At 61.9% G+C, this 26,711-nt stretch carries 20 protein-coding genes; 13 read left to right on the forward strand and 7 right to left on the reverse strand.

Annotated elements, in window-relative coordinates:
• Positions 1–62 precede the first annotated feature (62 nt).
• The 4 genes from CHR90_RS02610 to CHR90_RS02625 are packed head-to-tail and all read left to right on the forward strand — an operon-like array spanning position 63 to position 4,521.
• On the forward strand, positions 63–1,952 hold the full coding sequence (locus tag CHR90_RS02610; protein ID WP_094407426.1) for a potassium transporter Kup: 1,890 nt from the start codon (positions 63–65) through the stop codon (positions 1,950–1,952).
• Between the two features lie 42 nt (positions 1,953–1,994).
• Positions 1,995–3,212: a tryptophan synthase subunit beta gene (gene trpB / locus CHR90_RS02615; protein ID WP_094407427.1), complete on the forward strand. Its 1,218-nt coding sequence runs from the start codon at positions 1,995–1,997 to the stop codon at positions 3,210–3,212.
• Positions 3,212–4,045: a tryptophan synthase subunit alpha gene (trpA, locus tag CHR90_RS02620; protein WP_094407428.1), complete on the forward strand. Its 834-nt coding sequence runs from the start codon at positions 3,212–3,214 to the stop codon at positions 4,043–4,045. The genes trpB and trpA overlap by 1 nt, the downstream gene beginning before the upstream one ends.
• On the forward strand, positions 4,042–4,521 hold the full coding sequence (locus CHR90_RS02625) for a nucleoside deaminase (protein ID WP_229671612.1): 480 nt from the start codon (positions 4,042–4,044) through the stop codon (positions 4,519–4,521). The genes trpA and CHR90_RS02625 overlap by 4 nt, the downstream gene beginning before the upstream one ends.
• A gap of 2 nt (positions 4,522–4,523) precedes the next feature.
• Here the strand turns inward: CHR90_RS02625 and CHR90_RS02630 are convergent, their stop codons facing one another.
• The gene (locus CHR90_RS02630) at positions 4,524–5,984 is read right to left on the reverse strand and encodes a methyl-accepting chemotaxis protein (protein WP_094407429.1); all 1,461 of its coding nucleotides are present in this window, start codon (positions 5,982–5,984) and stop codon (positions 4,524–4,526) included.
• 222 nt (positions 5,985–6,206) lie between these two features.
• Here CHR90_RS02630 and CHR90_RS02635 point away from each other — a divergent pair, with 222 nt between their 5' ends.
• The gene (locus tag CHR90_RS02635) at positions 6,207–6,572 is read left to right on the forward strand and encodes a CidA/LrgA family protein (protein ID WP_094407430.1); all 366 of its coding nucleotides are present in this window, start codon (positions 6,207–6,209) and stop codon (positions 6,570–6,572) included.
• Positions 6,569–7,291 carry an LrgB family protein gene (locus CHR90_RS02640; RefSeq protein ID WP_094407431.1) on the forward strand — a complete coding sequence of 241 codons (723 nt, stop codon included), beginning with the start codon at positions 6,569–6,571 and terminating at the stop codon, positions 7,289–7,291. The genes CHR90_RS02635 and CHR90_RS02640 overlap by 4 nt, the downstream gene beginning before the upstream one ends.
• Here CHR90_RS02640 and CHR90_RS02645 read toward each other — a convergent pair whose 3' ends face one another.
• Genes CHR90_RS02645 through CHR90_RS02660 form a run of 4 tightly spaced genes read right to left on the reverse strand, consistent with a single transcriptional unit; the run spans position 7,292 to position 12,125 of the window.
• The gene (locus tag CHR90_RS02645) at positions 7,292–8,527 is read right to left on the reverse strand and encodes an SAM-dependent methyltransferase (RefSeq protein ID WP_094407432.1); all 1,236 of its coding nucleotides are present in this window, start codon (positions 8,525–8,527) and stop codon (positions 7,292–7,294) included. It abuts the gene before it with no gap.
• A gap of 1 nt (position 8,528) precedes the next feature.
• Positions 8,529–9,335, reverse strand: a complete 807-nt coding sequence (locus tag CHR90_RS02650; RefSeq protein ID WP_094407433.1) for a DUF1365 domain-containing protein — start codon at positions 9,333–9,335, stop codon at positions 8,529–8,531.
• A 14-nt stretch (positions 9,336–9,349) separates the two neighbouring features.
• A complete protein-coding gene (locus tag CHR90_RS02655; RefSeq protein WP_094407434.1) occupies positions 9,350–10,654 on the reverse strand; it encodes an NAD(P)/FAD-dependent oxidoreductase in 1,305 nt (434 codons plus the stop codon).
• A 1-nt stretch (position 10,655) separates the two neighbouring features.
• Positions 10,656–12,125 carry a cryptochrome/photolyase family protein gene (locus tag CHR90_RS02660; RefSeq protein WP_094407435.1) on the reverse strand — a complete coding sequence of 490 codons (1,470 nt, stop codon included), beginning with the start codon at positions 12,123–12,125 and terminating at the stop codon, positions 10,656–10,658.
• 181 nt (positions 12,126–12,306) lie between these two features.
• Between CHR90_RS02660 and msrP the strand changes: the two genes are divergently transcribed.
• The 7 genes from msrP (at position 12,307) to ettA (ending at position 21,006) form a co-directional block, all read left to right on the forward strand.
• Positions 12,307–13,248 carry a protein-methionine-sulfoxide reductase catalytic subunit MsrP gene (gene msrP, locus CHR90_RS02665; protein ID WP_094407436.1) on the forward strand — a complete coding sequence of 314 codons (942 nt, stop codon included), beginning with the start codon at positions 12,307–12,309 and terminating at the stop codon, positions 13,246–13,248.
• 158 nt (positions 13,249–13,406) lie between these two features.
• The gene (locus CHR90_RS02670) at positions 13,407–14,843 is read left to right on the forward strand and encodes a circularly permuted type 2 ATP-grasp protein (RefSeq protein ID WP_094407437.1); all 1,437 of its coding nucleotides are present in this window, start codon (positions 13,407–13,409) and stop codon (positions 14,841–14,843) included.
• Between the two features lie 19 nt (positions 14,844–14,862).
• Positions 14,863–15,798 (forward strand): alpha-E domain-containing protein, encoded by a 936-nt coding sequence (locus CHR90_RS02675; protein WP_094407438.1) that lies wholly within the window; start codon positions 14,863–14,865, stop codon positions 15,796–15,798.
• A gap of 51 nt (positions 15,799–15,849) precedes the next feature.
• Complete coding sequence (locus CHR90_RS02680) at positions 15,850–16,719, forward strand: transglutaminase family protein (RefSeq protein WP_094407439.1); 870 nt, start codon at positions 15,850–15,852, stop codon at positions 16,717–16,719.
• 28 nt (positions 16,720–16,747) lie between these two features.
• On the forward strand, positions 16,748–17,488 hold the full coding sequence (locus CHR90_RS02685; protein WP_094407440.1) for a proteasome-type protease: 741 nt from the start codon (positions 16,748–16,750) through the stop codon (positions 17,486–17,488).
• A 104-nt stretch (positions 17,489–17,592) separates the two neighbouring features.
• The gene (locus CHR90_RS02690; protein WP_094407441.1) at positions 17,593–19,251 is read left to right on the forward strand and encodes an MFS transporter; all 1,659 of its coding nucleotides are present in this window, start codon (positions 17,593–17,595) and stop codon (positions 19,249–19,251) included.
• Positions 19,252–19,326: 75 nt separating this feature from the next.
• Positions 19,327–21,006 carry an energy-dependent translational throttle protein EttA gene (gene ettA / locus CHR90_RS02695; protein WP_094407442.1) on the forward strand — a complete coding sequence of 560 codons (1,680 nt, stop codon included), beginning with the start codon at positions 19,327–19,329 and terminating at the stop codon, positions 21,004–21,006.
• Positions 21,007–21,062: 56 nt separating this feature from the next.
• On the opposite strand, the gene CHR90_RS02700 is transcribed toward ettA, so the two are convergent.
• Both CHR90_RS02700 and CHR90_RS02705 read right to left on the reverse strand, forming a co-directional pair.
• Positions 21,063–23,297 carry a methyl-accepting chemotaxis protein gene (locus CHR90_RS02700; protein WP_170941266.1) on the reverse strand — a complete coding sequence of 745 codons (2,235 nt, stop codon included), beginning with the start codon at positions 23,295–23,297 and terminating at the stop codon, positions 21,063–21,065.
• A gap of 198 nt (positions 23,298–23,495) precedes the next feature.
• Positions 23,496–26,705 (reverse strand): efflux RND transporter permease subunit, encoded by a 3,210-nt coding sequence (locus CHR90_RS02705; protein WP_094407444.1) that lies wholly within the window; start codon positions 26,703–26,705, stop codon positions 23,496–23,498.
• Positions 26,706–26,711 lie beyond the last annotated feature (6 nt).

Genomic DNA, 26,711 nt, shown 5'->3' on the forward strand with positions numbered 1-26,711 from the left:
TCGTTAAAGGTAAACCGCCGAACTAGGGGCGAAACATGCAGACGGTACGAGGCTGAGCGATCATGGCGCACGGACACGCGACGGACGGCAGCAAATCGGCTCTTTTCAAACTGGCCCTGGCGGCGGTGGGCGTCGTTTTCGGCGATATCGGCACCAGCCCGCTCTACACGCTGCGGGAATGTTTTACCGGTCACCACGCCTTACCGCTGACCGAAGATAATATCCTCGGTATTCTGTCGTTGATTATCTGGTCGATCACCTTCGTTGTGACGGTGAAATACGTCCTGTTTGTGATGCGCATCGATAACGAGGGGGAAGGGGGGGTGCTGGCGCTGCTGGCGCTCGCCCTCCGCTACGTCAAAAAGGCGCGCTATGGGGCGGGAACGCTCGTGGCCCTCGGGCTGTTCGGGGCGGCGCTGTTTTACGGCGATAGTGTTATTACCCCGGCCATCTCGGTTCTCTCGGCGATGGAGGGGCTGAAGGTCGCAACGCCGGTCTTTGATCCATTTATCGTGCCCTTTACGCTGCTGGTGATTACCGGCCTCTTCGCGATCCAGTCGCGCGGGACGGAGAAGGTTGGCACTTTCTTCGGCCCTATTGTCGCCCTCTGGTTCATTGCACTGGCGCTCGCCGGGATTTATCAGATCATCGGCAATCCGCGCGTGCTGCTGGCGATCAACCCGGCCTATGCGGTCAAATTCTTCATCCACCACGGCACTTACGGGTTCTTTACCTTGGGCGCTGTGGTGTTGGCGCTGACGGGGGCCGAGGCGCTCTATGCCGACATGGGGCACTTTGGGCGGAAGCCCATCGTGGCCGCATGGCTATGGTTCGTCATGCCGGCCCTGGTGCTGAACTACCTGGGACAAGGCGCGCTGCTGATGGATAATCCGGCGGCGCTGGAAAACCCCTTCTATCTCGCCTTCCCCGATTGGGCGCTTTACCCGATGGTACTGCTGGCGACCTGCGCGTCGGTCATCGCCAGTCAGGCCGTCATTTCCGGCGCTTTCTCCATCACCCGGGCGGCCATGCAGCTTGGCTATTCGCCGCGCATGGACGTGCGGCACACGTCTGAACAAGCCATTGGCCAGATCTATATTCCCCAGGTGAACTGGGCGCTGTACGCCATCGTCGTCGGTCTGGTGATCGCCTTCCACTCCTCCTCCAACCTTGCGGCGGCCTACGGCATCGCGGTAACGGGCACGATGGTGATCACGGCGGCGCTTTCCTATGCCATTGCTCGGCATAAATGGGCTTGGCCCCGCAGTCTGACGCTGGCAGTGGTCGTGCCGTTCCTGGTCGTCGATCTGGCCTTTCTGTCGGCAAATGCCTTGAAGATTGCCGATGGCGGCTGGTTCCCGCTGGTGATGGGCGGCATGCTGTTCGTGCTCATGACGACCTGGAAGCGCGGGCGCGAGATTGTCGCCGAACGGTTGCAGGAAGGTACCATCCCGCTGGCGTCCTTCTTCTCGCGCCAGTCCAGCAGCAAGACGCATCGGGTGGCAGGGACAGCGGTTTTCATGACCGCGAACAATCAGGTGGTGCCCTATGCCCTGCTGCATAACCTCAAACACAATAAGGTTCTGCACGACCGGGTGATCCTGCTGACGGTCAGCACCGAGAATGTGCCCTATGTGTCCGAGCGCGACCGACTGGTTTTGCAGCCGTTGGATCAAAATTTTTTTCGCATCCAGATTCGCTATGGTTTCGCTCAAGACCCGAACGTTCCTGCGGTGCTGCAACGCTGTAAGGAGTTCGGTCTGCCGATCAGCATGATGGAAACCAGCTTCTTCCTGTCGCGCGAAACGCTGATTTCCACCATTCGTCCGGGCATGGCTACCTGGCGGGAGCATTTGTTCATCAGCATGGCGAAGAATGCGGTCTCCGCGACTGACTTCTTCAAAATTCCGGCCAATCGCGTTGTTGAACTCGGCACGCAGATAGAGTTGTAATCAGCCCCCTCAGGTGTTCGAGACTAAGGGAGCGTCCCCGCCATGACCCGCGTTTTGCCTAATTCTTACCGGACCGGCCCCGATGCCGACGGCCATTTCGGGATTTTCGGCGGGCGCTATGTGGCGGAAACGCTGATGCCGCTCATTCTGTCGGTCGAGAAAGCCTATGCCGACGCGAAGGCCGATCCCGAGTTTAAGCGGCTGATGGACTATTATCTCGCCGATTATGTCGGTCGTCCCAGCCCGCTCTATTTCGCCGAACGGCTGACGGCAAAACTTGGCGGCGCGAAGATTTACTTCAAGCGCGACGAACTCAACCACACCGGCGCCCATAAGATTAATAACTGCCTCGGCCAAGTGCTGTTGGCGAAGCGGATGGGCCGCACCCGCATTATTGCCGAAACCGGCGCGGGCCAGCATGGCGTCGCCACGGCAGCGGTTTCGGCACTCTTCGGTCTGCCCTGCACGGTCTATATGGGCGCGGTCGATATCGAGCGGCAGCAGCCGAACGTCTTCCGCATGCGCCTGTTGGGGGCGGAGGTGAAGCCGGTCGAAAGCGGTTCCCGCACCCTTAAGGACGCGATGAACGAAGCCCTGCGCGATTGGGTGACGAACGTCGAAGATACGTTCTACGTCATCGGAACGGCGGCGGGGCCGCATCCCTATCCGGCGATGGTGCGCGATTTCCAGTCGGTCATCGGTATCGAAACCCGCGAGCAGATGATGGCCAAGGAAGGCCGCTTGCCGGATATGCTGATCGCGGCCATCGGCGGCGGCTCCAACGCCATCGGGCTGTTCCACCCCTTCCTCGACGATGCCGATGTGGCGATGATCGGCGTCGAAGCAGCCGGGCACGGGATTGAAACCGGCCAGCACGCGGCGTCGCTGACGGGCGGACGCCCCGGCGTGCTGCACGGCAATCGCACTTATCTATTGCAGGACGAAGACGGGCAAATCGCCGAAGCCCATTCGATTTCGGCGGGGCTGGATTATCCTGGCATCGGGCCGGAACATTCCTATCTGCACGATATTGGCCGCGTGCAGTACCATTCGGTCACGGATGCCGAGGCGCTGGACGCCTTCCAAATGCTCTCGAAGCTCGAAGGCATTATCCCGGCGCTGGAGCCGGCCCATGCGCTGGCGGAAGTGGTGAAAATCGCCCCGACCCTGCCGCGCGATAAGATCATCGTCATGAACCTCTGTGGTCGCGGCGATAAGGATATTTTCACCGTCGCCAAAGCCCTGGGAGTGAGCCTGTAATGAGCCGCCTCGACGCCACCTTCCAGCGCCTGAAGGCCGAAAACCGTGCCGGGCTGGTCACCTTCATCACCTCTGGCGATCCCGATTACGCGACCAGTCTTGCCTTACTGAAGGGCCTACCTGCGGCGGGCGCGGATATTATCGAACTCGGGATGGTCTTCACCGACCCGATGGCCGACGGCCCGGTGATTCAGCTTGCCAATCTGCGCGCGCTGGCGGCGGGGCAGACCCTGCGCAAGACCCTGGCGATGGTCGAAGATTTCCGTAAAACCGATACGGTCACGCCGATTGTGCTGATGGGCTATTACAATCCCATCCACGCGATGGGCGTCGAAACCTTCTTGGACCGCGCCAAGGCTGCGGGGGTCGATGGGTTGATCGTCGTCGATCTTCCGGCGGAAGAAGATGGCGAACTCTGCCTGCCCTCGGCCAAGGCCGGGGTGGATTTCGTCCGGCTGGTCACGCCGACGACCGACGCGCACCGGCTTGAAACGGTGATGAAGAACACGCAGGGTTTCGTCTATTACGTCTCGATCACCGGCATTACCGGGGCGGGATCGGCGACCGATCAGGCGATTTCGGCGGCGGTCGAGCGCCTGCGCGCCGCAACCGATTTGCCGATTGCCGTTGGCTTCGGCATTCGCTCCCCCGCCGCCGCCGCCGCCGTGGCGCGGGTCGCCGATGCGGCGGTGGTCGGCTCGGCCATCGTGCAACGCCTCGCCGATAGTCTGGTGGACGGTAAGGCAACGCCCGACAGCGTTGCGCAGACCCTGGCCCTGGTGCAAGACCTCGCCAACGGCGTTCGCACGGCCCGCAAGGAAACCGTGGCATGAGCGCGCTAACCCCGGCGGATTTCATGGGGCAGGCCATCGATCTCTCCGTCCGCCGGATGCGTGACGGGGCGGGCGGACCGTTCGGGGCGGTGATCGTTAAAGACGGTCAGGTGATTGCCGAGGGCTGGAATCAGGTCACTTCCACCAATGATCCGACCGCCCATGCCGAAGTGACGGCGATCCGCCGCGCCTGCCAAGCGCTTGGCACCTTCGATCTTAGCGGCTGCGAAATTTACACGAGCTGCGAGCCGTGCCCGATGTGCCTGGCCGCCATCTATTGGGCGCGGCTGGACCGCATCTATTATGGCAATACTCGCCAGGATGCGGCGGCGATTGGCTTCGATGACGAGTTTCTCTACCAGGAACTCCCGAAACCCATCGACGCGCGGTCGATCCCCACCCAGCAAATCGAAGCGGCCAAAGCCAAGGCTGCCTTCGATGAATGGGACCGGAAAGGGGATAAGATTCGGTATTAGCGCTAGGCCGCCTTCTGGCCCAAGCGTTCCAGAAACTCGCGGCTTTCCCCCTGCAACTGGCCGTTCAGACCCGTCAGGGTCTGGGCGCCGTGGGCAACCGCCTGGGCTGCGGCCATATTTTCATCCAGCGCTTGGGCCAGCGCCAGAAGATCGCGCTGCACGCTCTCCGTCGTCCGGCTAAGATCGGTGCCGATGGCGGCAATCGTGGCCCCGCAGGTGCGTTGTGTGCCAACCGTTTCGACCAGAACCGTGCTGCGCTGGTCGAACTGCCCCAGCCCGCCGAGCATCTGGGTAACCGCGCGAAGCACCGAGCCAATGGCGTCTTGCATGTCGCCCATCTTATCCCCGAGCGTGCTGGCGACGCCGCCGACCTGCCCGGCAAGCGCCTTGACCTCGGTCGCGACGACGGCAAAACCGCGCCCAGCCTCTCCGGCGCGGGCGGCTTCGATACTCGCATTCAGGGCAAGCAGCTTGGTTTGATCGGCAACCGAAACAACCTGGGTCAGCGCCGTGCGCACCTCATCGCCGGTGGTCGCCAGACTGTCGGTGGTACCTTTCACCGTCCCCAATAGGTCGGTTAGGGTCCGCGCGATCGTTACGGTGGCATCGATATTCTGTTCCAACCGGTCGCTGACCTCGGTTAAATCGCTCAGGACGGTTCCGGTTTGCCGTTGGGAGTCGAGGACCGTTTCAAACCCCTCCCGCAGCCCTTCTGCCCGCTGACGGGTCAGGGCTTCTGCCTGCTGCAACTGTTCGACCGTGCTGGCGAGGCTGGTGACCGCGCTGGAAATTCCATTGCCGATATCGCCAAGCGTGCTGCGAAACTGTGCCGTCAGCACTTGCCGGTCGGCTTGTAGGGTCTCTTCGGTCACCACCCGCGCCAGTGCGGCGGTGACATGGCTCAGTAGCCCGACAATGGTTGGCTCAAGCGCCGCTTCCGACCGGGTGAAGACCTCGAGGATCAACTCCGTCCCCTGTCGCCCGGCGACGGCGAAGGCCAAAGCGCCCTTCAAGCCATTGGCCTTGGCGGCGGCGGCGCGGGCAAATCCGGGGGCCTTAGTGACATCCAGGATCGCCTGCGGGGTGCCATCGCGCAAGACCGCCCCGACCATGCCCTTCCCGGGGGCAAAGCGGATGGTCTCGCTCGCGCTCACAAACTCCCGCACGGTTTCCGGCGCCAGATCGGGCGCGCAATGCCATAACCGCAGCGACGCGGCCATACCGTCCGGCGTGCGGCGGTAGGCGTGACCGATGGGCCAATCCAGCGCGTCGCAGAGCAAGCGGAGGACGGCCCGCGTTGCCGCCGTAACATCCGCCCCGGTCGTAACCTGATCGACGGCGTGCAGCAGCGCCAAGCAATCGGCGGCCGATAATCCCCGGCGCCCGGAACGCGCCCCGTCCGACCGGGACCGCCACGAAAGACTTCCCCACCGCGCTGAGGCGGATTGCGCTACGGCGGTCATTCTAAGCGTCTCTCCAAAAGTCGGGCTTTAAGGCGTATTTTATATATCGCTTATCCGATCTGGCGTCCGATGCAAAGCCTCTTTTGCCGCCCCGTTTTTGTATGTCACAGCCCCAACGCCCGCCGTCGATACGGGAAAGCCGCAGCGAGAGCGCAGGGGACAGCGGCGCTGGGCATGCGTTAGCATGGGAAGGGGCGGGGGGTTCAGCGGTAAGGAGCGATCATGCTGAAAGGGTTCACCATTCTGCTGGTTTGCCAGTTGATCGGCGAGGCGACCGTGCGTGGTTTGGGGCTGCCGGTACCCGGGCCGGTGTTGGGGATGGCGCTGCTGTTCTGCGGGCTATTGCTGCGCGGCGGTATTCCCCAGGATATCGAGTTGGTCGGCGGGACACTGCTCAAGCATCTTTCGCTGCTGTTCGTGCCAGCGGGGGTCGGCGTCATGCTCTATCTGCCGCTGTTTGCGGCGGAGTGGGAGGCGATTGCCGCCTCCTTGGTTGTTTCGACAACGCTGACGATTGCCGTAACGGCGATGATCATGAAGCTGCTGTTGCCGCGTGACGGCGCCGAGAAGCCGGGGGCGGCGGAATGAATAACGATCTGTATCAAGCCTGGGTCTATCTTTCGACCAGCCCGCTGCTGGCGCTAACCCTAACGCTGGTGGCCTATCAAATCGGCCATTGGATCTATGAGAAGGCCGATAAACGCCCGTTTTTCAATCCGGTGTTGATCGCGGTCTTGATTCTGGTCGGTCTGCTGATGGCGACGGGGACCGATTATAAGACTTATTTCGCCGGGGCGCAGTTCGTGCATTTCCTGCTCGGCCCAGCCACGGTGGCGCTGGCGCTGCCATTGTACCGACAGGTGAACGCGGTGCGCCGCTCGGCCTTTGCCCTGCTGGTCGCGGTGGTTGCGGGCGGGATTACGGCAGCGGTTTCGGCGGTCGGGATCGCAAAACTGCTTGGCGCGTCCGACCGCACCTTGATCTCCCTCGCCCCAAAATCGGTAACGGCGCCGGTAGCGATGGGGATTTCCGAGCAATTAGGCGGGCTGCCATCGCTGACGGCGGTGCTGGTCATGCTGACTGGCATTACCGGCGCGATGGTGACGACGTATTTGCTGAACGCCCTGCGGATCAAGGATTGGCGTGTGCGCGGCTTCGCCACCGGGGTCGCGGCCCACGGCATCGGCACGGCGCGGGCGTTGCAGATCAACGAAGTGGCGGGCGCTTTCTCCGGCCTTGCGATGGGGATCAATGCCCTCGCCAGCGCCATTCTGCTGCCTTTGCTGGTGCGCTGGCTGCTGGGCTGATCAGGTTTTCTGGATGCCGAGTTGGACCACGTCAATCGACCCGGCATCGAAGCCGCCTTCACAATAGGCGAGATAATAGCGCCACATGCGGCGGAAGCGGGCATCGAACCCCAAGGGCGCGATCTTATCCCAGGTCGCGTCGAACTTCTCCCGCCACTCGCGCAGGGTGCGGGCATAGTCGCGGCCATACCCGTCGAGCTTTTCCCACAGCATGCCCGCGCGCGCCACTTCGTGCTGAAGGCGTTCGACGGTCGGTAGCATGCCGCCCGGGAAGATGTAGCGCTGGATGAAATCCGGCGACCGGCGATAGGGTTCAAACCGCGCGGGGTCGATGGTGATCGCCTGAATGGCGGCGCGCCCCCCGGCCTTCAGCCGATCGTGAATGGCTTTGAAATAGACCGGCCAATAGGCTTCGCCGACCGCCTCGATCATCTCGATGCTGACGATGCCATCGAAAGTGCCGGGGGTGTCACGGTAATCTTGCAGCCGGATTTCGACGCGATCCGCGAGACCTGCTGCCGCGAGCCGCGCTTCGGCATAGGCCTTTTGCTCTTTCGACAGGGTGAGGCCGGTGACGCGGGCGCCGCGCCGGGCCGCCAATTCGGCAAAACCGCCCCAGCCGCAGCCGATTTCCAGCACATGATCGCCCGGCTTCAGGTCGATCAGCGCCGCCATGCGGGCGTATTTTTCGGTCTGGGCCTGCTCCAGCGTTTCGGCCCCCGTGGCAAAGACGGCGGAGGAATAGGTCATGCTCGGGTCGAGCCACAGGCGGTAGAAATTATTTCCGAGATCGTAATGAAAGGCGATATTCTTGCGGGATCCGCGCTTCGTATTGTCGCGCAGACGGTGCAGAACTAGGCTCAGCGCCCGCGTCCACCAGCGCCCATCAATCGCCAGCGCATTTTCATTGCGGGCGAGATACGAGATAAGGGCCGCAAGATCGGGGCTATCCCAGTCGCCGTCCATATAGGCTTCGGCGAAGGCAACATGGCCCCCCATCAGCACGCGGCGAAACAGGCGGTTGCGATGCAAATGCAGTTCGGCGACCGGTCCCGGTTCCTGACCGCGCACCATCAGGCGGTGGCCGTTCGGAAGAATAACGGTCAGCGTACCGCTTTTCATCCGGTCGGCGGCGCGCAGGATCGGGCGCAGCGGCGCGGGCAGCCGGGCCGTGGGCGGCAGCAGGTGCAGGCCCGGCGCCTCCGGCAAGGCGGCAGAAAAGACGGTATCGCTCATGTCACCCTCCCGAGGCGCGCGACTGTTGCGGAAGCGGATCGACCGGTAGGATAGCGGTTACCTCCTGGCCGGGCGGTTCCGGGCGGCGATGGAACGCCGCGCCCTTCTTCCAAATCCATAAGGCTTCCCAATGGATGGCTGCAATAACTTTGAGTGTCATTAACGGATGCGACAGCACAAGTTTAAGAATATTCCGGTCACACAGCGCCACCCGTTTGCCCGTTTGGGCGGCGATCAAGGTCGGCCCGGTGGCATCCGATAGGGTAATGCGCACGGCAAGCCGCTCCCCCGGCGGGGTGAGGGTGAAGGTATAGCGACCTTCCAGCGGGAAAAAGGGCGAAACATGAAACCCTTTGGCACACCCGTGTTCGATGGGCCCAACGCCCGCCGCAGTCACTGGAATCAGATAGCCATGCTTGTCGCCAAAGGTATTGCGCACGTCATAGAGCAAGGCGCGCAACTGCCCCTCTGCGTCACAGCAGAAATAAATCGATAGCGGATTGAAAACATAGCCAAACAGGCGCGGGAAACAATGCAACCAGACGCGCCAGCCGCTGGGATCATAGCCATTGGCCCGCAGCACCCCATCGATCCACGGGCGCACCGGGCTGCCGTCGCGCGCGCCGTGGTCGCGGTCGAAGAAAGCGAGGATATTCCAGCGATTATGAGAGAAAAACCGGGTTTTCGCGGTTTGTTGCGGAACCCCATCGATGTCCAACAGCATCGAAAAAACCCGGTAGGCGAAATGGTGCCGGAAAGGCGCCAGCCGAGTATGGGTGACGCTGCCTTGGTATAAACAGGGTTCCATCGCTTACAGAAACTCTATTCCGCCGCCTGCCGCGTCTCGGCACCGGTCAGCCAAGGGACCGACCCGCCGAGCGCCAGACCAGCGGTCAGGCCGCTGCGCAGCCCATCTTCATGAAAACCATAGCCCATCCAGGCCCCGGCATAAAAGCAGTTCCGATAGCCCTGCATCTGGCTTAGCCGACCCTGGGCATCCAGCGCCGCATGGTCAAAGATCGGGTGATCATAAACGATGCGCGCGTCGGTCCGTGCTGGATCGGGCGGGGTGAAAGGGTTCAGCGTAACGAAGAAATCGGTTGTGGTCGGTAGCGGTTGCAACCGGTTCATCCAATAGGTCACTGCGACGCTTGCGGCCTCGTCGCGCTGATCGTTTTGGGTTCGCGATAAATGGTTCCAGCTTGCCCAGGCGCGGCGGCGGCGTGGCATCAGGGCCGGGTCGCGGTGCAAATAGGCGATGTTCGGCTGGAAACGGAAGGCGCCCAAGAGGCTGCGTTCTGTCGCATCGGCATCGGTGAGTAGCGCCAGCGCTTGGTCGGCATGGCAGGCGAGGATGACGGCATCGAAGCGTTCCCAGGCCCCCTGGCGCCGGATTTCGACCCCGGCCCCGCTGCGGCGCAGGGCTTCCACCCCGGCATTCAGGGTAATGCCCGGCAGGTCGGCCAGCAGGCGGCGCACATAGGTCTGACTGCCCCCGGCAACCGTGCGCCACTGCGGGCGGTCGTTGACGCTCAGGAGACCGTGATTGCTGAAAAACCGGGCAAAACTGCGGGCCGGGAAGCCGCGTAAGGTTGCCATTGGGGCCGACCAGATTGCAGCCGCCATCGGCAGCAAATGATCTTGGATAAAGGCCTCGCCATAACCGCCGCGCTTAAGGAAATCCCCTAGCGTCAGATCGGGGGCGCTCGCGTCTTCCAACAACGCCTGGGCGTCGCGGAAAAAGCGCAGAATATCGCGGATCATGCCCCAGTGGCGCAGGTTTACGATATTGCGCTTTTGGGCAAACAGCGCCGCGGTGGAGGTGCCGGAATACTCCAGCCGCCCACCATCGACGGAGACGGAGAAGCTCATATCGCTTGCTGCCGTCGTCACGTCCAAATGGCGGAACATCTGGGTGAGATTCGGATAGTTGCGCTCGTTATAAACGATAAACCCGGTATCGACGGCGACTGGGCGCCCCTCTGCCATAACCTCAAGCGTATTCGAATGGCCCCCGGGGCGGGCTTCTTTTTCGAAGAGGGTAATATTTTGATTACGTAATGACCAAGCGGCGCCGAGACCGGAGATGCCTGACCCGATGATTGCGATGCGTGCAGCAGGGTTCATGCTAAGCGGTCTCCGCAGGGCTAAGGGCATGGAAAGCGGCAAGGGCACGGTCGCGCCCCTCGCTAAGACCGATGCAGGGTTTCGGGTAGGTGTGTCCCAGTTGCACCCCGGCCTCGCGCAGCACTAAGGTCGGGGCGTCCCACGGTTTATGGATGAAAGCGGCGGGCATCCGGGCCAGTTCAGGCACCCAACGGCGCACATAATCGCCCTCGGGATCAAACTTTTCGCCCTGAAGCACCGGGTTGAAGATGCGGAAATAGGGCGCTGCATCGGCGCCGCACCCAGCGACCCACTGCCAGCTTGCGGGATTGCTGGCCGGGTCAGCATCAACCAACGTATCCCAAAACCATTCCTCCCCCGCTTGCCAGGGCTGCAGCAGGTGTTTGACCAGGAGGGAGCCGACGAGCATGCGCACGCGATTGTGCATCCAGCCTGTCTGCCAGAGTTGGCGCATGCCGGCATCGACGATGGGATAGCCGGTCAGCCCCTTTTGCCACGCCCGCAGCACGGCCTCGTCGGCCTGCCACGGGAAGGCTTCGAACTGTGCGCGGATCGGGCGCGTGGCGATCTGCGGTTGATGATAGAGCAGGTGATAGCTGAACTCGCGCCAGCCCAATTCCCGCGTAAAACTCTCCGGTCCCCGCTCGGTCAACTGGCCCTGACAGGCAAGATCGGTGGCGGCCCAAATCTGGCGCGGCCCAATCTCGCCGAAGCGCAGGTGCGGCGACAGGCCGCTGGTCGCGGGCAGATCGGGCCGGTCGCGGCGGTCGGCATAGGATTTAAGGGCGGTCATGAGAAACTGGCTAAGCCGGGCCTGCGCTCCGGCGCTCCCCGGCGTCCAAGCCTCGCGCAGCCCGGCCGCCCAGTCGGGGCGAGTCGGTAGAAACCCCCAAGCCGCTAGCGCGTCGCTGGCAACGGCGGGGGCCTCCGACAGGCGCTGAACCGGCGGCTGGGGCAAGGGGGCACGATTGGCGGCGAGGGGCCGCGCGGTTTTCCAGAAAGGGCTAAACACTTGGAACGGTTTGCCCTGGCCGGTCTTGACCTCCCAAGGTTCGACCAATAAGGCCGCATTGCTGCTGGCAACCTGTACGCCTCGGGCGGTTAGATCGGCCTTCAGGGCGGTATCGACGGCAATTTCCGCCGCCTCATAGCGCCGGTTCCAGAAGAGCTGCCGAGCGCCGGTTTCGGTAACGAGACTGGGAACGACGGTGGCCGCCGCGCCCTGCCGCAGAACCAGGGGAATGCCGTAAGCGGCTAGGTCGGCCCCTAGCGCCGTCAGGCTCTGGTGCAGCCACCAGCGCACTGCACCGCCGAGCGGGCGGAAACTCGGGCTTGTTTCGTCATGGCAATAAAATGCAATCAGGCTGGTTTTCTGCTCGGTCGCGGTGGCAACTGCCGCCGCAAAGGCGGGATTATCCCCCGGCCGAAGATCATTGCGAAACCAAAGCAGCAGGGGCGGGGGTGTCGTCATCGAGCGTCCGAAGCCTTTGTTCTTTTTTCTTGTTCGGGCTGGGCCTCTCGCCGGATCACCGGAAAAATTTCGGCGGCCTGCGTCTTTCGCTAAGATCAGGCCGTAACCTTGCCGGGGGCGCAACCGAAATCCACTTGGATGGCGGTACGCCTATGTCCCGCCCTAACCGGAAGAGATCGTCATGCCGCTGCATTTTCCCCGTTCCTGGGCTTTGCCCGAGGCGTCGGCGACGCCGGAGTCCGTGTTCTTCAACCGCCGCTCTGTGTTGAAAGCGATGGGGGCGGCGCCGCTGCTGGCGAGTGCCGGGGCTTTGCTGCCGGGCGCAGCGGCGGCGGCTTACCCGTATCCGCGCACGTCCACCTATCCGGTGGACCGGCCGGAAACGCCGGAGAAGCTGGCGACCAACTATAATAATTTTTATGAGTTCGGCACGTCGAAATATGTTGCCGATGCCGCCCAGGCGCTGAAAACCAGCCCTTGGAAAGTCACCATCGACGGTCTGGTCGAAAAGCCGCTGACCTTGGATGCCGATGAGTTGATCGGCAAGATGGCCTTGGAGGAACGGGTTTACCGCTTCCGCTGCGTCGAAGCCTGGTCAGCGGTTATTCCCTGGACCGGCTTCCCGCTCGCCGCCTTGGTCAAATTAGCGGCGCCAACCAGCGCGGCCAAATATGTGCGCTTCGAGACTTTCCTCGATTCGGCTATGGCCTTCGGTCAGCGCCAGTTTTGGCAGCCTTGGCCTTATATCGAAGGCGTAACGGTTGCCGAGGCAATGAACGATCTCGCGTTTATCGCCACCGGCGCCTACGGCAAGCCGCTGCCAAAGCAGATGGGGGCGCCAATCCGCTTGGTGCTGCCGTGGAAGTATGGCTTCAAGTCGATCAAGTCGATCACCAAGATCAGCTTTACCGACAAGCGCCCGGTCAGCTTCTGGGAAAAACTACAAGACAGCGAATATGGTTTTTGGGCGAATGTGAACCCGCAGGTGCCGCATCCGCGTTGGAGCCAAGCGAGCGAACGGACCCTGACGGGGGAGCGCGTCGCAACGCAACTCTTCAACGGCTATGGCGAGTGGGTTGCCGGTCTCTACACCGGGCTTCAGGGCGAAAAACTGTATATGTAGGCGCTTAAAATTGGGGCGGCGACTGGCGCGGCTTTCGTCAGTTGCCGCTATTATGGGCAACTATCAGATAAAATCCGTTAAAAACACGTCATCCTCTTGCGGGCAGCGCCGGTTCCACGCATCGTTGTGACTGAGGCTTCACCATATAGGGGGGACGCATGGCCGAAACCGCAGCAAACCGCCCCATCTTTGACGAAATGCGCGGCACGGATGGCAAAATCCGCCCCGCTTTCGCTGGCGTCGATCAATGGTTGTCGAATATGCCGGATGGGGAACATGGCCGCATGCAATTGCAGGCCGATCTTTTGTACGAGCGTATGGGCATTACCTTCGGGGCCTATGGGTCCGCGAATGGCCATGAACGCTCGATCCCCTTCGACCTGATCCCCCGGGTCTTGGGCAAAACCGAATGGGATAAGCTGGAAGCGGGGTTGCGCCAGCGCGTGCGGGCGCTGAACGCCTTTATGCACGACGCTTACCACCGCCGCGACATCTGCCGCGCCGGCAAAATCCCGGAAGCGCAGATTGTGCGCAACGATCAGTTCCTATCGGTCATGCAGGATTTCGACCTGCCGGGCAGCATCTACGCTCACATCTGCGGCGTCGATCTGGTGCGCGTCTCCGAAGGGCAGTTCTATGTGCTGGAGGATAACTGCCGGGTGCCGTCCGGCGTATCCTATATGCTGGAGAACCGCGAGGTGATGATGCGCCTCGTGCCGTCGCTCTTCACCCAGAACCGCATTCAGCCGGTGGCGCAATATGCCGAAGAGCTGCTGAATACGCTGAAAGCAACGGCTTTTCCGGCGGCCAGCAGCGACCCCTGCGTCGTGCTGCTCACCCCCGGCCCGTATAATAGCGCCTATTTCGAACACGCCTTCCTGGCCGACGAAATGGGGGTGGAACTGGTGCGCGGCACCGATTTGTTCGTCGATGACCATAAGGTCTATATGCGCACCCCGCGCGGGCCGAAGCAGGTGGATGTGATCTACCGCCGGGTTGACGACGTGTTCCTCGATCCGCTGGCGTTCCGGCCCGACTCGATGCTGGGCATCCCCGGCATTATCGGCGCTTACCGGGCGGGGAATATCTCGTTGGCCAATGCCTGCGGCACCGGGATTGCCGACGATAAGGCCACCTATTGTTACGTTCCCGAGATGATCCGTTTTTATCTTGGGGAAGAACCGATCCTACAAAATGTGCCGACCTACCGCTGTTCAGAGGCGCAGGATCTTTTGTATGTGAAGGAGAATTTGAAAGACCTCGTGGTCAAGGAGGTTCACGGCTCCGGCGGCGCCGGCATGCTGGTCGGCCCGACGTCGACCAAGGCGGAAATCGAAACCTTCCGGGAAAAGCTGCTGGCCAATCCCGCCAATTTCATCGCCCAGCCCACCTTGTCGCTTAGCACCTGCCCGACCTTTGTGGAGGAGGGTATCGCCCCCCGCCACGTCGATCTTCGGCCCTTTGTGCTGTCGGGCGACCGAATTGCCATCATGCCCGGCGGGCTGACGCGGGTTGCCTTGCGCAAGGGCTCGCTGGTGGTGAATTCCAGCCAAGGCGGCGGCACCAAGGATACTTGGGTGCTGGCGGACCATTGATCGGAAGGGCGTAGCGAGAATGCTGAGCAGTACCGCAGGAAATATCTACTGGATGGGGCGCTATATCGAGCGCGCCACCAATACCGCCCGCATGCTGGAAGCGACCAACCGCATGTGGCTGATGGCCGGGGGCAGCCGCGAATGGCAGTCGCTGGCAATGGCCTTCGGCTTGGACGAGAATTTCGAAAAGAAATACCCGGATCGCGCGGTCGGCGATTTTGTCACCTTCATGGGGGTGGATAGCAGCAACCCGTCCAGCATCGCCGCCTCCATCCAAGCGGCGCGCTATAATGCGCGGGCGGAACGCAATAACTTGACCGTTTCGGTCTGGGAATATCTCAACGAGGCGTCGATCCAACTGCGCAGTAAGCTTGATAAGCCGCTGATCGGCAGCGCCATTCAAGATTTTCTCGATTGGACCAAGCGCCAGATGATCCTAGTGGCCGGGGCGTGCGAAACGACGCTGCTGCGCGACGAGGCCTATCACTTTCTGTCGCTCGGCACGTACATCGAGCGCGCCGATAATACCGCCCGCATCCTCGATTCGAAGTATCATATTCTGCTGCCCCAGGGCGAAAAAGTGGGCGGCGGCGTCGATTACTATCAATGGACGGAAATTCTCAACTGCATCAATGCCCTGCGCACCTACCGCCGGGTCTATAGCAGTGCGGTTTTACCGTGGCGCGTGGCGGAATTGATGATCCTGCGCTCGGACCTGCCCCGGTCTTTGCACTTTTGCTTAACCCAGATCATGGACAATCTCGATGCGCTCGCCCAGATCTACGGGACGCGCCACGAATGTCACCGGCTGTGCGGGGTGCTGGCGTCCGGTCTGCGCTACGGCAAGGTCGATGATATTTTTAAGCGCGGTCTTCACGAATTCTTGGTGGAGTTCATCGATAAAAATAATGACCTGGGGGTGGAAATCACCCGCAACTATCTGATCAACCCCTAACCCCGCCCGCAACCCCGCGCCCCCGTCCCTCCAGCGACAAGGAAACCCGCCGTGGCGTCCCGTCTGATTCTGGATATCACGCACCGTACCCGCTATCGGTTCGATGGGCCGACGACGGCGGTGCAATACCTGCGCTTGTCGCCGGGGGAGTGCAACGGCCAAAAGGTTCATGCCTGGGCCGTGGAAGCGCCGGGCGACCTGTTCCCCTGGCGCGATGGCCATCGCAACCTCGTTCACAGCCTCTATCTGCACGAACCGCTGACCGAAATCGAATTGGTGGCGCGCGGCCGGGTTGAGACGGTCGATCAAGCGGGGGTGCTGGGCGAGGATGGGGCGGGCGCCCTGCCGCCCGAGTATTGGCTGCGCGAGGGACCGTTGACCGGCCTCGGCACGGGGGAGGCGGGCCTCCAAATGCGGGCGTTCAACCGCGATGTGACCCGGCACCGCCCGGCCCAGCGCCTGGATTTCCTGCATCACCTGCTGCGCGCGATTGTCGATCGGATGCCCTATCAGCCGGGGGTGACGGTAGCGGGCACCACGGCGGCGGAAGCCTTGGTGAAGGGCGCCGGGGTGTGCCAGGACCATGCCCATGTGTTTATTGCCATCGCGCGGGCGAATGGTATTCCGGCCCGCTATGTCTCGGGCTATCTCCTGTCCGGCCCGGTCTCCGGTCCGCAGGACGTTGGGCACGCTTGGGCGGAAGCCTATGTGCCGGGCCTTGGCTGGGTGGGATTCGACCCGTCGAATGGTATCTGCCCAACGGCCTCTTATGTTCGCGTTGCCATCGGCACCGATTACAGCGACGGGTGCCCGGTGCGCGGAATGCGCGGCGGCGGGGGCGGCGAGACCTTGGCGGTCAATGTCTCCGTTTCCCCGCTGGAACGGCGGCCCAACAATCCCTACACTGCGACCCAGCAATAAGGCTCTAAAACAAAAACAAAGAAAAACAATGACCTACTGTCTTGGAATGCGGTTGCGCGATGGGCTTGTCATGGTGTCGGACTCGCGCACCAATGCCGGTATCGACCATATTTCGACCTTCCGCAAAATGCATGTTTGGGAAGAACCGGGCGACCGGACCATTTTGCTGGCGACGGCGGGCAATCTGGCCATCAGCCAATCGGTCGTGCATTTCATCAACGAAGGGCTGGTGTTGCCCGGGCATGACGAGCCCAGCACGATGAAAACCGTGCGCAATCTGTTTGAAGCCGCGCAATTGATCGGCGAGGCGATTCGCACGGTTCACAAGATCGATGGATCGCGGCTGGAAGCCAAGGATGGCAGCGGTTTTAATATCTCTTGCCTGCTGGGCGGCCAAATCAAGGGCGAGGCGCCCCGGCTTTTCCTGATCTATTCTGCCGGGAATTTTATCGAAGCGACCGACGATACCCCCTATTTCCAGATCGGCGAGACGAAATACGGCAAGCCGATCCTCGACCGCGCGCTTAGCCACGATTTGGCGTTGGAGCAGGCGGTGAAGCTGGCGCTGATCTCGATGGATTCGACCCTTCGCTCGAACCTCTCGGTTGGACTGCCGCTCGATCTGGTACTCTATCGCACCGACGCGCTGACGCTGGCCCTACACCGCAAGATCGATGAGACCGACCCCTATTTCAGCACCATTCGTCAACAATGGTCGAGTTCGCTGAAAAACGCTTTCGCGGCCCTGTCCGATCCGGTCTGGTCCTAGGCTTAAATGGCCCCGGTGATTTACACCGGGCCAAAAATCCTTAAACTCACCGCAGGGAGTGATCCGCACGAAGCCGCCGCCAGAGCGGCCAGGGGAGAACAGCGGTGATTTCGGGGGATGCTACCGGCGCGCCGCCACGGGCGCCCGGGAAAGGGCGGTATAATTCATTTCGGATCATCGGTGGGGCCTCGTTAGGGGCTTTATTCGAATGGTACGATTTCTATGTGTACGGTGCCCTGGCGTCGGTGCTGGGGCATGTTTTTTTTCCGCCTATCGACGAAAGTTTCGCCTTTTTCGCCAGTCTGGCCGCCTTCGGCGCGGGGTTTGCCGTTCGGCCCTTCGGCGCGCTGGTCTTTGGTTGGCTTGGGGATTTTATCGGGCGAAAATATGCGTTTCTGCTGACCATTCTCGTGATGGGCAGTTCGACCGCGCTGGTCGGACTGTTGCCGACCTATGAACAGATCGGCCTTGCGGCGCCAATTCTACTGATCATCCTGCGGCTCGCCCAAGGCCTCGCCCTTGGCGGCGAATATGGCGGCGCGGCGATCTTTGTTGCCGAACATGCACCAGCCAACCGGCGCGGGTTGCACACCAGTTGGATTCAGACGACGGCAACCCTCGGCTTCGGCTTATCGTTGATCGTGGTTTTGATTTGCCGGGCCAGTTTAAGCCCAGCAGAATTTCTGGAATGGGGCTGGCGGCTACCCTTTATCGCCTCCATCCTGCTGCTCGGCCTATCGGTCTATATCCGCGTCCGCCTGCACGAATCGCCGCTGTTTACCGAGCTTAAGGCGCGCGGGCAGACGTCGAAACAGCCGATCACCGACTCGCTGCTGCGCTGGCGCAACCTGCGCTGGATGTTGCTGGCGCTGTTCGGGGCAACGGCGGGGCAGGCGGTGATTTGGTATGCTGGGCAATTCTATGTGCTGTTCTTCCTGCAAAGCACGCTGAAGGTGCCGCACGATACCGCAACCCTGTTGGTTGCCGCCGGGCTGCTGTTGGGAACGCCGTTTGTCGTCCTGTTTGGCTATCTCTCTGATCTGATCGGGCGCAAACCAATCATGATTGCCGGTTGCCTGATTGCTGCCGTTAGTCTCATCCCAGTTTTTAAGGGGCTGACACTGGCGACCAATCCCGCCCTTGTGCGCGCCTCCCAGGCGGCGCCGATTAGCGTCAGCGGCAGCGATTGTTCGGCGATGCTGTGGCGAAGCGAGGCGACGATTTGCGATCTGGTGCGCGCCCAACTGTCGCGCGGCGGCATCCCCTACGAGTGGGAAACGTCGCCCGGCCAGCCGCTGAGCGTGAAGATTGCGGGGCAGGGCATTCCGGTCGATGAAACCCTATTGGGGCTGACGATGGCCTTGCGCACGGCGGGCTACCCGGAGCGGGCCGACCCGGCGCAAATCAACTTCCCCCTCGCCATCGGATTGCTGACCGTGCTGATGACCTTCGTCGCGATGGTCTATGGGCCGATTGCCGCCTTTCTGGTCGAACTGTTTCCCACGCGGGTCCGCTTTACCTCGCTGTCGCTGCCCTATCACCTCGGTAACGGTTGGTTCGGCGGTATGTTGCCGGTGATTGCCTTCGGCATGGTGCTGGAAACCGGAAATATCTATGCGGGGCTTTGGTACCCGATCATCGTGGCCGCCGCGTCGGCGATCATCGGTTTCTTTTTCCTCAATGAAACCTATAACCGCAATCTGATGCGCGTGACCCATCCGGTCGGGAATGCGCTGTCCCCCGCCTCCTCGTCCGACACGTGATCGCGATTGTTTCCGCCCGCCCGCTGTGGCACAAGGCGGAGCGATTTTTTTCGATTTTAGGGGGAGGGGGGCAGGATGGCCGCTTATCAATATATCTATGTGATGAAGGGGCTGTCGAAAGTCTATCCGGGCGGTAAGAAGACGCTGGATAACATTTGGCTGAGCTTTCTGCCCGGCGCCAAAATCGGCGTTATCGGCCCGAACGGCGCCGGTAAATCGACCCTGATGAAGATTATGGCGGGCCTCGATAAGGAATTCGGCGGCGAGGCCTGGGCGGCGGAAGGCGCCAAGGTGGGCTATTTGTCTCAGGAACCGCATCTCGATCCGGCGAAGGACGTGATGGGCAATGTCATGGACGGGCTGAAGGAAACCAAGGCGCTGCTCGACCGGTTTGACGCCGTTTCCGCCCGCTTCGCCGAAGAACTGTCCGACGACGAGATGAATGCGCTGATCGCCGAACAGGCGGAGTTGCAGGAACAGATCGACGCGATTGACGGTTGGGATCTCGACCGGACCATCGAAATCGCGATGGATGCGCTGCGCTGCCCGCCGGGCGATGCCGATGTAACCAAACTCTCCGGGGGGGAACGCCGCCGGGTCGCGCTCTGCCGTCTGCTGCTGGAAAAGCCGGACATGCTGCTGCTCGACGAACCGACCAACCATCTCGACGCCGAATCGGTCGCGTGGCTCGAACGCTTCCTCCATGATTATAAGGGCACCGTCGTGGCGGTAACCCATGATCGCTACTTCCTCGATGAAGTCGCGGAATGGATCCTGGAAGTGGATCGTGGCCAGGGCTATCCCTTCCACGGCAATTACACCGGCTGGCTGGCCGACAAGCAAAAGCGGCTGGAGCAGGAAGGTAAGCAGGAAGCCGCCCGCCAGAAGACCCTGGAACGGGAACTGGAATGGGTGTCGCAAAGCCCGAAGGCCCGCCAAGCCAAGTCTAAGGCGCGTCTGGCGGCCTATGACGATCTCGTCAATCAGTCGAAGGAAAAGGCGCCAGAAACCGCCCAGATCGTGCTGCCGCCCGGCCCGCGCCTGGGGAATGTCGTGATTGAAGCCGAACACCTGAAGAAAGGTTTCGGCGACCGGCTGCTGATCGACGATGTGTCCTTCCGCTTGCCCCCCGGCGGCATCGTCGGCGTCATCGGCCCGAACGGCGCCGGGAAGACGACGCTGTTCCGCATGATCACCGGGCAGGAACAGCCAGACGGCGGGACTTTCCGCGTCGGTGATACGGTGGCGCTCGGCTATGTTGATCAGTCGCGCGACGCGCTCGATGCCAATAAGACCGTTTGGGAAGAAATTTCCGGCGGGCAGGATGAAATCGACCTGGGGCGCCGCAAGATGCCCTCGCGCGCCTATTGCGCCCTGTTTAACTTCCGGGGCGCGGATCAGCAGAAGAAGGTTGGCATGCTGTCGGGCGGGGAGCGCAACCGCGTCCATCTCGCCAAGATGCTGAAGACCGGCGCGAATGTGCTGCTGCTCGACGAACCGACCAACGATCTCGACGTCGATACGCTGCGCGCGCTGGAAGAAGCCCTGCTGGATTATGCCGGGTGCGCCGTGGTCATCACCCATGATCGCTGGTTCCTCGACCGGATCGCCACCCATATCCTGGCGTTCGAAGGCGACAGCCAAGTGGTGTGGTTCGAAGGGAACTACCAGGATTACGAAGCGGATCGCAAGCGCCGCTTGGGGGCGGATGCCGATCAGCCGCACCGCATCAAATACAAGCCGCTGGCGCGGTAAAGCAAAAGGGCGGAAGCTGGTGCTTCCGCCCTTTTTTATTGTGCGATGGCTTGGGTCTAAGCCCGGATTTGCGTTAAGAAACGCTGCACTTCTTCCGACAGCATATCGGTATTCTGCGCCATCACATGGGTGGCCTGCTGAACGATACCTGCCGATTTCCCGGCCAGAACGGCGGCTTCCGTCACCGTCGTGATGCGCTCCAGCGCCTCGCCGGTGCTGGTCGCGGCTTCCGAGACGTTGCGGGCGATTTCCTGGGTGGCGGCGCCCTGCTGCTCGACGGCCGTGGCAACGACCGAGGAGATTTCGTCGAGCTGCTGAATGGTCAGCACGATCTGGCGAATAGCGCCGACCACATCGTTGGTGGTGCTTTGGACCTGCGAAATCTGGCGCTGGATTTCGTCGGTCGCTTTTGCCGTTTGCCCGGCGAGGGTTTTGACTTCGGAGGCGACGACCGCAAACCCCTTGCCTGCATCGCCCGCCCGCGCGGCTTCGATGGTGGCATTGAGGGCCAATAGGTTCGTCTGCCCGGCGATATCATTGATCAGGCGCACCACTTCATCGATGCGGCTGGTGGCATTATTCAGGTTTTCGACGATGCCATTGGTCCGCTCGGCATCCTGCACGGCAACTCGCGTAACTTCCGACGAGCGGTTAACCTGGCGGGAGATTTCGCGGATCGACGCCAGCAGCTCTTCCGCCGCCGAGGCAACGGTTTGCACATTATGGGTGGCGTGCTGCGACAGGGTGGCGGCTTCCCCGGCTTCGCGCTGGGTTTCGTCGGCCGTCTGCGACACGCTATCGGCGGTGCCGCGCAGGGCATGGACTGACCCGGCCACCTGATCGACGACGGTTTTCACCGTATCCTCGAAGGTATCGGCCAGTTCCAAGCGCGCCCGGCGGCGTTCCTGGGCGGCGCGGGCGCTTTCTTCCGCTGCGTGCCGCTCGGCTTCCTTCACTGCCAGGGCATTGGCGCGGAAGACTTCCATCGCCGCAGCCATCGCGCCGATTTCGTCGGTGCCGCTTTTCGGCGTGGCCACGGTCAGATCGCCATCGGCCAGCCGTCGCATTGCCCCCGACAGGCGGGTGAGTCGCCCGACGATGGAGCGCAGGACCACCAACCAGCCGATCAGCAGGGCGGCGATCAGTGCAGCCCCGCCGAGCACGATCAGCACGGTCTGGGCGCGCAGACTGTCGGAATTTGCGGTTTCGGTCTTCACCTTCACTTGGGCTTGCACTTCCTCGACCAACCGGCTTACCGCCGACTGCAGGGCGCGGGCGTAGGAGGCGGTTTCCCCGAGCGCCACTTCGGCATCGGTGCGGGCGCGCAACTCGTCCTGACGGCGGGTGAGGATCGTCGTGGCGGTGGCCTGGCCTTGCGGCGGCGCCCCAAAGACCAACATATCTTCGATGGCTTGGGAGGCCGCAGTGCCCAATTGCCCTAAGGTCGCATCGCCGCGCAAACGCATCGCAAGGCCGCGCAGTTCGGCTGCCAGCGGGTCGGTGCGCAGTTTGATCAGCGACAGGCGCCCGCCATCGGGCGTATTGGCGGCTTCCGCCATGTAGCCGACGAAGAGATTGGCGTTGGACACGGCAGTCAAATAGCGCCGGAAGCCCCCGAAACTGTAATTCTCGATGGTTTCGAGCTGACTATTGATGTCTTTTTGTGCCTCGGTCAGCTTTGCCTTCAGTTCCCGCTCAGGGGCTTGATTGAGGTCATCCAGCCGCTGCGAGATTTCGGCCATGCCGATGCTCATCTGGCGGGTGGTAAAGCCAATCGGGGCGGTCAGCAGGTCCAGCAGTTTGCTGTGCTTGCTGCGCAACTCATTCATCTGCTGGGTTTGCGTGTCTGACAGCTCTAGGCGCTTGGTGGTCAGATCGTTTTGCAACTCGATCAACTCGCGCAGCCGGTCGGTGTAAAGCTCGACGGCTTGCAGGGTTTCGGCTTGGTTCGAGAGGGTCTTGAGCTGGCCGAGCGCGCCTTTGAGCTTGCCGTAAGCCGCTTCGTAATTGGTGAAGGCGTTTTCCTGATCGCCTTGGCTGCGCGCATTACCGATCAGCCCGGCGGCGGCGACCAGCGAGGCGGCGGATTCGGACAGTTCGCCCGCGTAGGTGACTGCCGGAACCTGGGTTTCCGACAAATTTCGGAAAGTATCCGTAAAATCCTGGACGAATAGAACCCCGACCACTGCCGACCCGAGGGTTGTGGCAACAATAATACCCATTGCTGCCATTAATTTTCCGGCAAGGCCGCGGCCGCGAATAGCATCCGACGTGGCGCAAATTTTCTTCATGGTTCCTCCCAACCCAGCGAGTGGCGGGGGTTCGGCCCCTGCTCCTTTAGTGGTCATAGTGTCGCAGTATGGGGCAGGTCTGCCGGGAAATCGAGAGGGAACTGTGACGATTTTGGGACGAGTTGACGTCTTCTGCGGGGGGCAGCCCTGTCCCGCCCGGGGGTTCGCCCCGAAAAATAGGACAAGGCTGCTTTATTTTTAGGCGTTCGGGGTTTCTGATACCGGAGTGGCCTCCGGCTCATGGTGGCCTTGGGCCGCCTGGCGGCGCTTTTTGGCGCGGTCAGAGAAGCCTTGGCAGACGACATAGAAGACCGGCGTGAAGATCAGCCCGAACAACGTCACCCCCAGCATGCCGGAGAAGACGGCGGTACCGAGCGACTGGCGCATTTCCGCCCCGGCGCCCTGGGCCAGTACCAGCGGCACGACGCCGAGGATGAAGGCCAGCGAGGTCATGACGATGGGGCGCAGGCGGGTGCGGGCGGCGGCGACGGCGGCTTCAAAGCGGCTCATCCCCTCCTCATGGGCCTGTTTGGCGAACTCGATGATCAGAATGGCGTTCTTCGCGGCAAGGCCGACCAGCACGACAAGGCCGATATCGACGAGGATATTGCGGTCGAGGTTCTGGGTGCCGACGCCGATCATCGCCGCTAGGATACACATGGGCACGATCAGCACGACGGCGAGCGGCAGCAGCCAGCTTTCATAAAGGGCCGCTAGTAGCAGGAAGACGAAGACGACCGCCAGCACGAAGGCGTAAATCGCGGTATTGCCCGCCAGCTTTTCTTGCAGGGCGATTTCGGTCCATTCGAAGCCGAAGCCCGGCGGTAGCTTTTCGGCGGCCAGGGCCTCCATCGTCTTGATCGCCTCGCCGCTCGAATAACCGCGGGCCAAGGACACTTGCAGTTCGGCAGCGGGATAGAGGTTGTAGCGCGGCACACGATAGGCGCTGGTCACATCGCTAAAGGTGGCGACGGAGCCGATGGGCACCATCTGGCCATCCTGATTGCGGGTTTTCAGATTGGCGATATCGCGCGTCGTCAGGCGGTAGGGATTATCGGCCTGTGCCGTCACGCGGAAGGTGCGGCCGAGGATGTTGAAGTCGTTGACAAAGGCCGACCCCATGTAAACCGATAGGGTTTCGAAGACGCGGGTGATCGGCACGCCCAGGGTTTCCGCCTTCACCCGGTCGATATCCGCGTAGATCTGCGGCGTGCGCGTGTTGAAGAAGGTGAAGGCCGAGGTGAAGTTGGGGTTCTGACCCAGAGGCCCGGCCATCGCCCAGGTGGCGCCTTCCAGCGCGGGCAGGCCGCGCCCGGCGCGATCCTGCACATAGCCCTTCAGCCCGCCGCCGGTGCCGATACCGGGAACCGAGGGCGGTTCCACGACAAGCGCAAAGGCATCGGAGAGTTGGAAGAGTTGCTTGCGCAGATCGCCGACGATGCTTTGGGTGGTCACCCCCAGCTTCGCCCGCTCCTTAAAGTCTTTCAGGCCGATGAAGACCACGCCATTGTTCGGGGCGATGGTGAAGGTTGACCCATCGAGACCGGCGAAGGCGATGGCGTTCTGCACACCGGGATGGGCGCGGATAATGTCGGACGCGCGGCGGATCACACTATCCGTCCGCTCCAGCGTCGCCCCTGGCGGCAGTTGCACGACGCCGATCAGATAACCGCGATCAAGCTGCGGGATCAGCCCGGTCGGGGTCGCCTGGAGCCGTTCATAGGTCAGCCCAAGCAGCGCCACATAGATCGGCAGCACGATCAGGCTGAGGCGGACGAGGCGGCGGGTTAGCCCGGCATAGCCCCTGCCGAGCCCTTCAAAGGCCGCATCGAACTTGGCGAAGAACCAAGTAATCGGCGACCCCAAGATTTGCAGCCAGCGCGGCCCATGCGGTTCCTCGCTATGCGGCTTCAGCAGGATGGCGGCGAGGGCAGGGGAGAGGGTGAGCGAGACAAAGGCCGAAATCAGCGTCGCCCCGGCAATCGTCACGGCGAACTGCCGATAGAACGACCCTTGCAGCCCGGAAATGAAGGCCGTGGGGATGAAGACGGCGCAGAGCACGAGGGCGATGGCGATCAGGGCGTTGCCCACTTCGTCCATCGTCTTATGGGCGGCGGCTTTCGGCGTTAACCCCTGGCGCAGGTATCGTTCGACGTTTTCCACGACGACGATGGCATCATCGACGACGATCCCGATAGCGAGCACGAGGCCGAACAGCGACAAGGTATTAAAGGAAATCCCCACGGCCCCCATGATCAGGAAGGCGCCGACCAAAGAGACGGGAATGGCGATGATCGGGATGATCGCCGCGCGCCATTTCTGGAGGAATAGAATGACGACGACGACGACCAGTACCACGGCTTCCAGCAGGGTCTTGATCACTTCATCGACCGATTCGGCGATGAAATTGGTCGGGTTATAGACCACCGAATAATCCAACCCGGCGGGGAAGTCTTTTTTCAGCCGCTCCATTTCCCGCAAGATCGTATCGGACGTTGCGAGCGCGTTGGAGCCAGGGCGCTGGAAAATCCCCAGCGCAGTGGCGGGCTTATTATTCAGCAGGGAGTTGAGCGTATAATCCTGCGACCCGAGTTCGACCCGGGCAATGTCGCGCAGGCGGATATACGAGCCATCCCCATCGGCGCGGATGACGATGGCACCGAACTCGCTAATATCGGACAGGCGGCCCTGGGTGCGCACGGTAAACTGGAAGGCGGCTTCGGCTTTGGCGGGCGGCTGATTGATTGCGCCCGCCGCGACCTGCACGTTGGCGGCGCGGATGGCGGCGACTACCTCGCCGGCGGTCAGATTGCGGGCGGCGATTTTGGCCGGATCAAGCCAGACGCGCATGGCGTAGTCGCGCGCGCCGAACACCGTGACATTGCCGACGCCATCGACGCGGGCCAGCACGTCCTTCACATAAAGCGTCGCATAGTTGGAAATATACTGCTGATCGCGGCTATCGTCCGGCGACAGCATATGCACGACCATCATCAGGTCGGGCGAGGCTTTCAGCACATTAACGCCGAGGCGGCGCACTTCTTCCGGCAGGCGCGGTTCGGCAATCGACACGCGGTTCTGCACCAGCACCTGCGCTTGATCGATGTTGGTGCCGGGCTTGAAGACGACGTTGATCGAAATGCGCCCGTCGCCGGTCGATTGCGAGCTGATGTACAGCATGCCATCGACGCCGTTCACTTCCTGCTCGATTGGCGTTGCCACCGTATCGGCCACCACCTGCGCATCGGCGCCCGGATAGGTCGCGGTGATATTCACCGTCGGCGGCGCGATTTCAGGATATTCGGCGACCGGCAGCCGCGTTTGCGCAATGGCGCCCGCGATGGTGAGAATGATCGACAGCACCGTCGCGAAAATCGGGTGGTCGATGAAGAAATGCGTAAAGCGCATTGCCGG

The organism is Elstera cyanobacteriorum (assembly GCF_002251735.1).
Lineage (GTDB): Bacteria > Pseudomonadota > Alphaproteobacteria > Elsterales > Elsteraceae > Elstera > Elstera cyanobacteriorum.

Coding starts and splice junctions, on each gene's coding strand:
- CHR90_RS02685 (WP_094407440.1), top strand. CDS start 16,748: ATGACCTACTGTCTTGGAATGCGGTTGCGCGATGGGCTTGTCATGGTG.
- msrP (WP_094407436.1), top strand. CDS start 12,307: ATGCCGCTGCATTTTCCCCGTTCCTGGGCTTTGCCCGAGGCGTCGGCG.
- CHR90_RS02635 (WP_094407430.1), top strand. CDS start 6,207: ATGCTGAAAGGGTTCACCATTCTGCTGGTTTGCCAGTTGATCGGCGAG.
- CHR90_RS02630 (WP_094407429.1), bottom strand. CDS start 5,984: ATGACCGCCGTAGCGCAATCCGCCTCAGCGCGGTGGGGAAGTCTTTCG.
- trpB (WP_094407427.1), top strand. CDS start 1,995: ATGACCCGCGTTTTGCCTAATTCTTACCGGACCGGCCCCGATGCCGAC.
- CHR90_RS02645 (WP_094407432.1), bottom strand. CDS start 8,527: ATGAGCGATACCGTCTTTTCTGCCGCCTTGCCGGAGGCGCCGGGCCTG.
- CHR90_RS02670 (WP_094407437.1), top strand. CDS start 13,407: ATGGCCGAAACCGCAGCAAACCGCCCCATCTTTGACGAAATGCGCGGC.
- CHR90_RS02650 (WP_094407433.1), bottom strand. CDS start 9,335: ATGGAACCCTGTTTATACCAAGGCAGCGTCACCCATACTCGGCTGGCG.
- ettA (WP_094407442.1), top strand. CDS start 19,327: ATGGCCGCTTATCAATATATCTATGTGATGAAGGGGCTGTCGAAAGTC.
- CHR90_RS02705 (WP_094407444.1), bottom strand. CDS start 26,705: ATGCGCTTTACGCATTTCTTCATCGACCACCCGATTTTCGCGACGGTG.
- CHR90_RS02700 (WP_170941266.1), bottom strand. CDS start 23,297: ATGAAGAAAATTTGCGCCACGTCGGATGCTATTCGCGGCCGCGGCCTT.
- CHR90_RS02660 (WP_094407435.1), bottom strand. CDS start 12,125: ATGACGACACCCCCGCCCCTGCTGCTTTGGTTTCGCAATGATCTTCGG.
- CHR90_RS02610 (WP_094407426.1), top strand. CDS start 63: ATGGCGCACGGACACGCGACGGACGGCAGCAAATCGGCTCTTTTCAAA.
- trpA (WP_094407428.1), top strand. CDS start 3,212: ATGAGCCGCCTCGACGCCACCTTCCAGCGCCTGAAGGCCGAAAACCGT.
- CHR90_RS02675 (WP_094407438.1), top strand. CDS start 14,863: ATGCTGAGCAGTACCGCAGGAAATATCTACTGGATGGGGCGCTATATC.
- CHR90_RS02640 (WP_094407431.1), top strand. CDS start 6,569: ATGAATAACGATCTGTATCAAGCCTGGGTCTATCTTTCGACCAGCCCG.
- CHR90_RS02625 (WP_229671612.1), top strand. CDS start 4,042: ATGAGCGCGCTAACCCCGGCGGATTTCATGGGGCAGGCCATCGATCTC.
- CHR90_RS02655 (WP_094407434.1), bottom strand. CDS start 10,654: ATGAACCCTGCTGCACGCATCGCAATCATCGGGTCAGGCATCTCCGGT.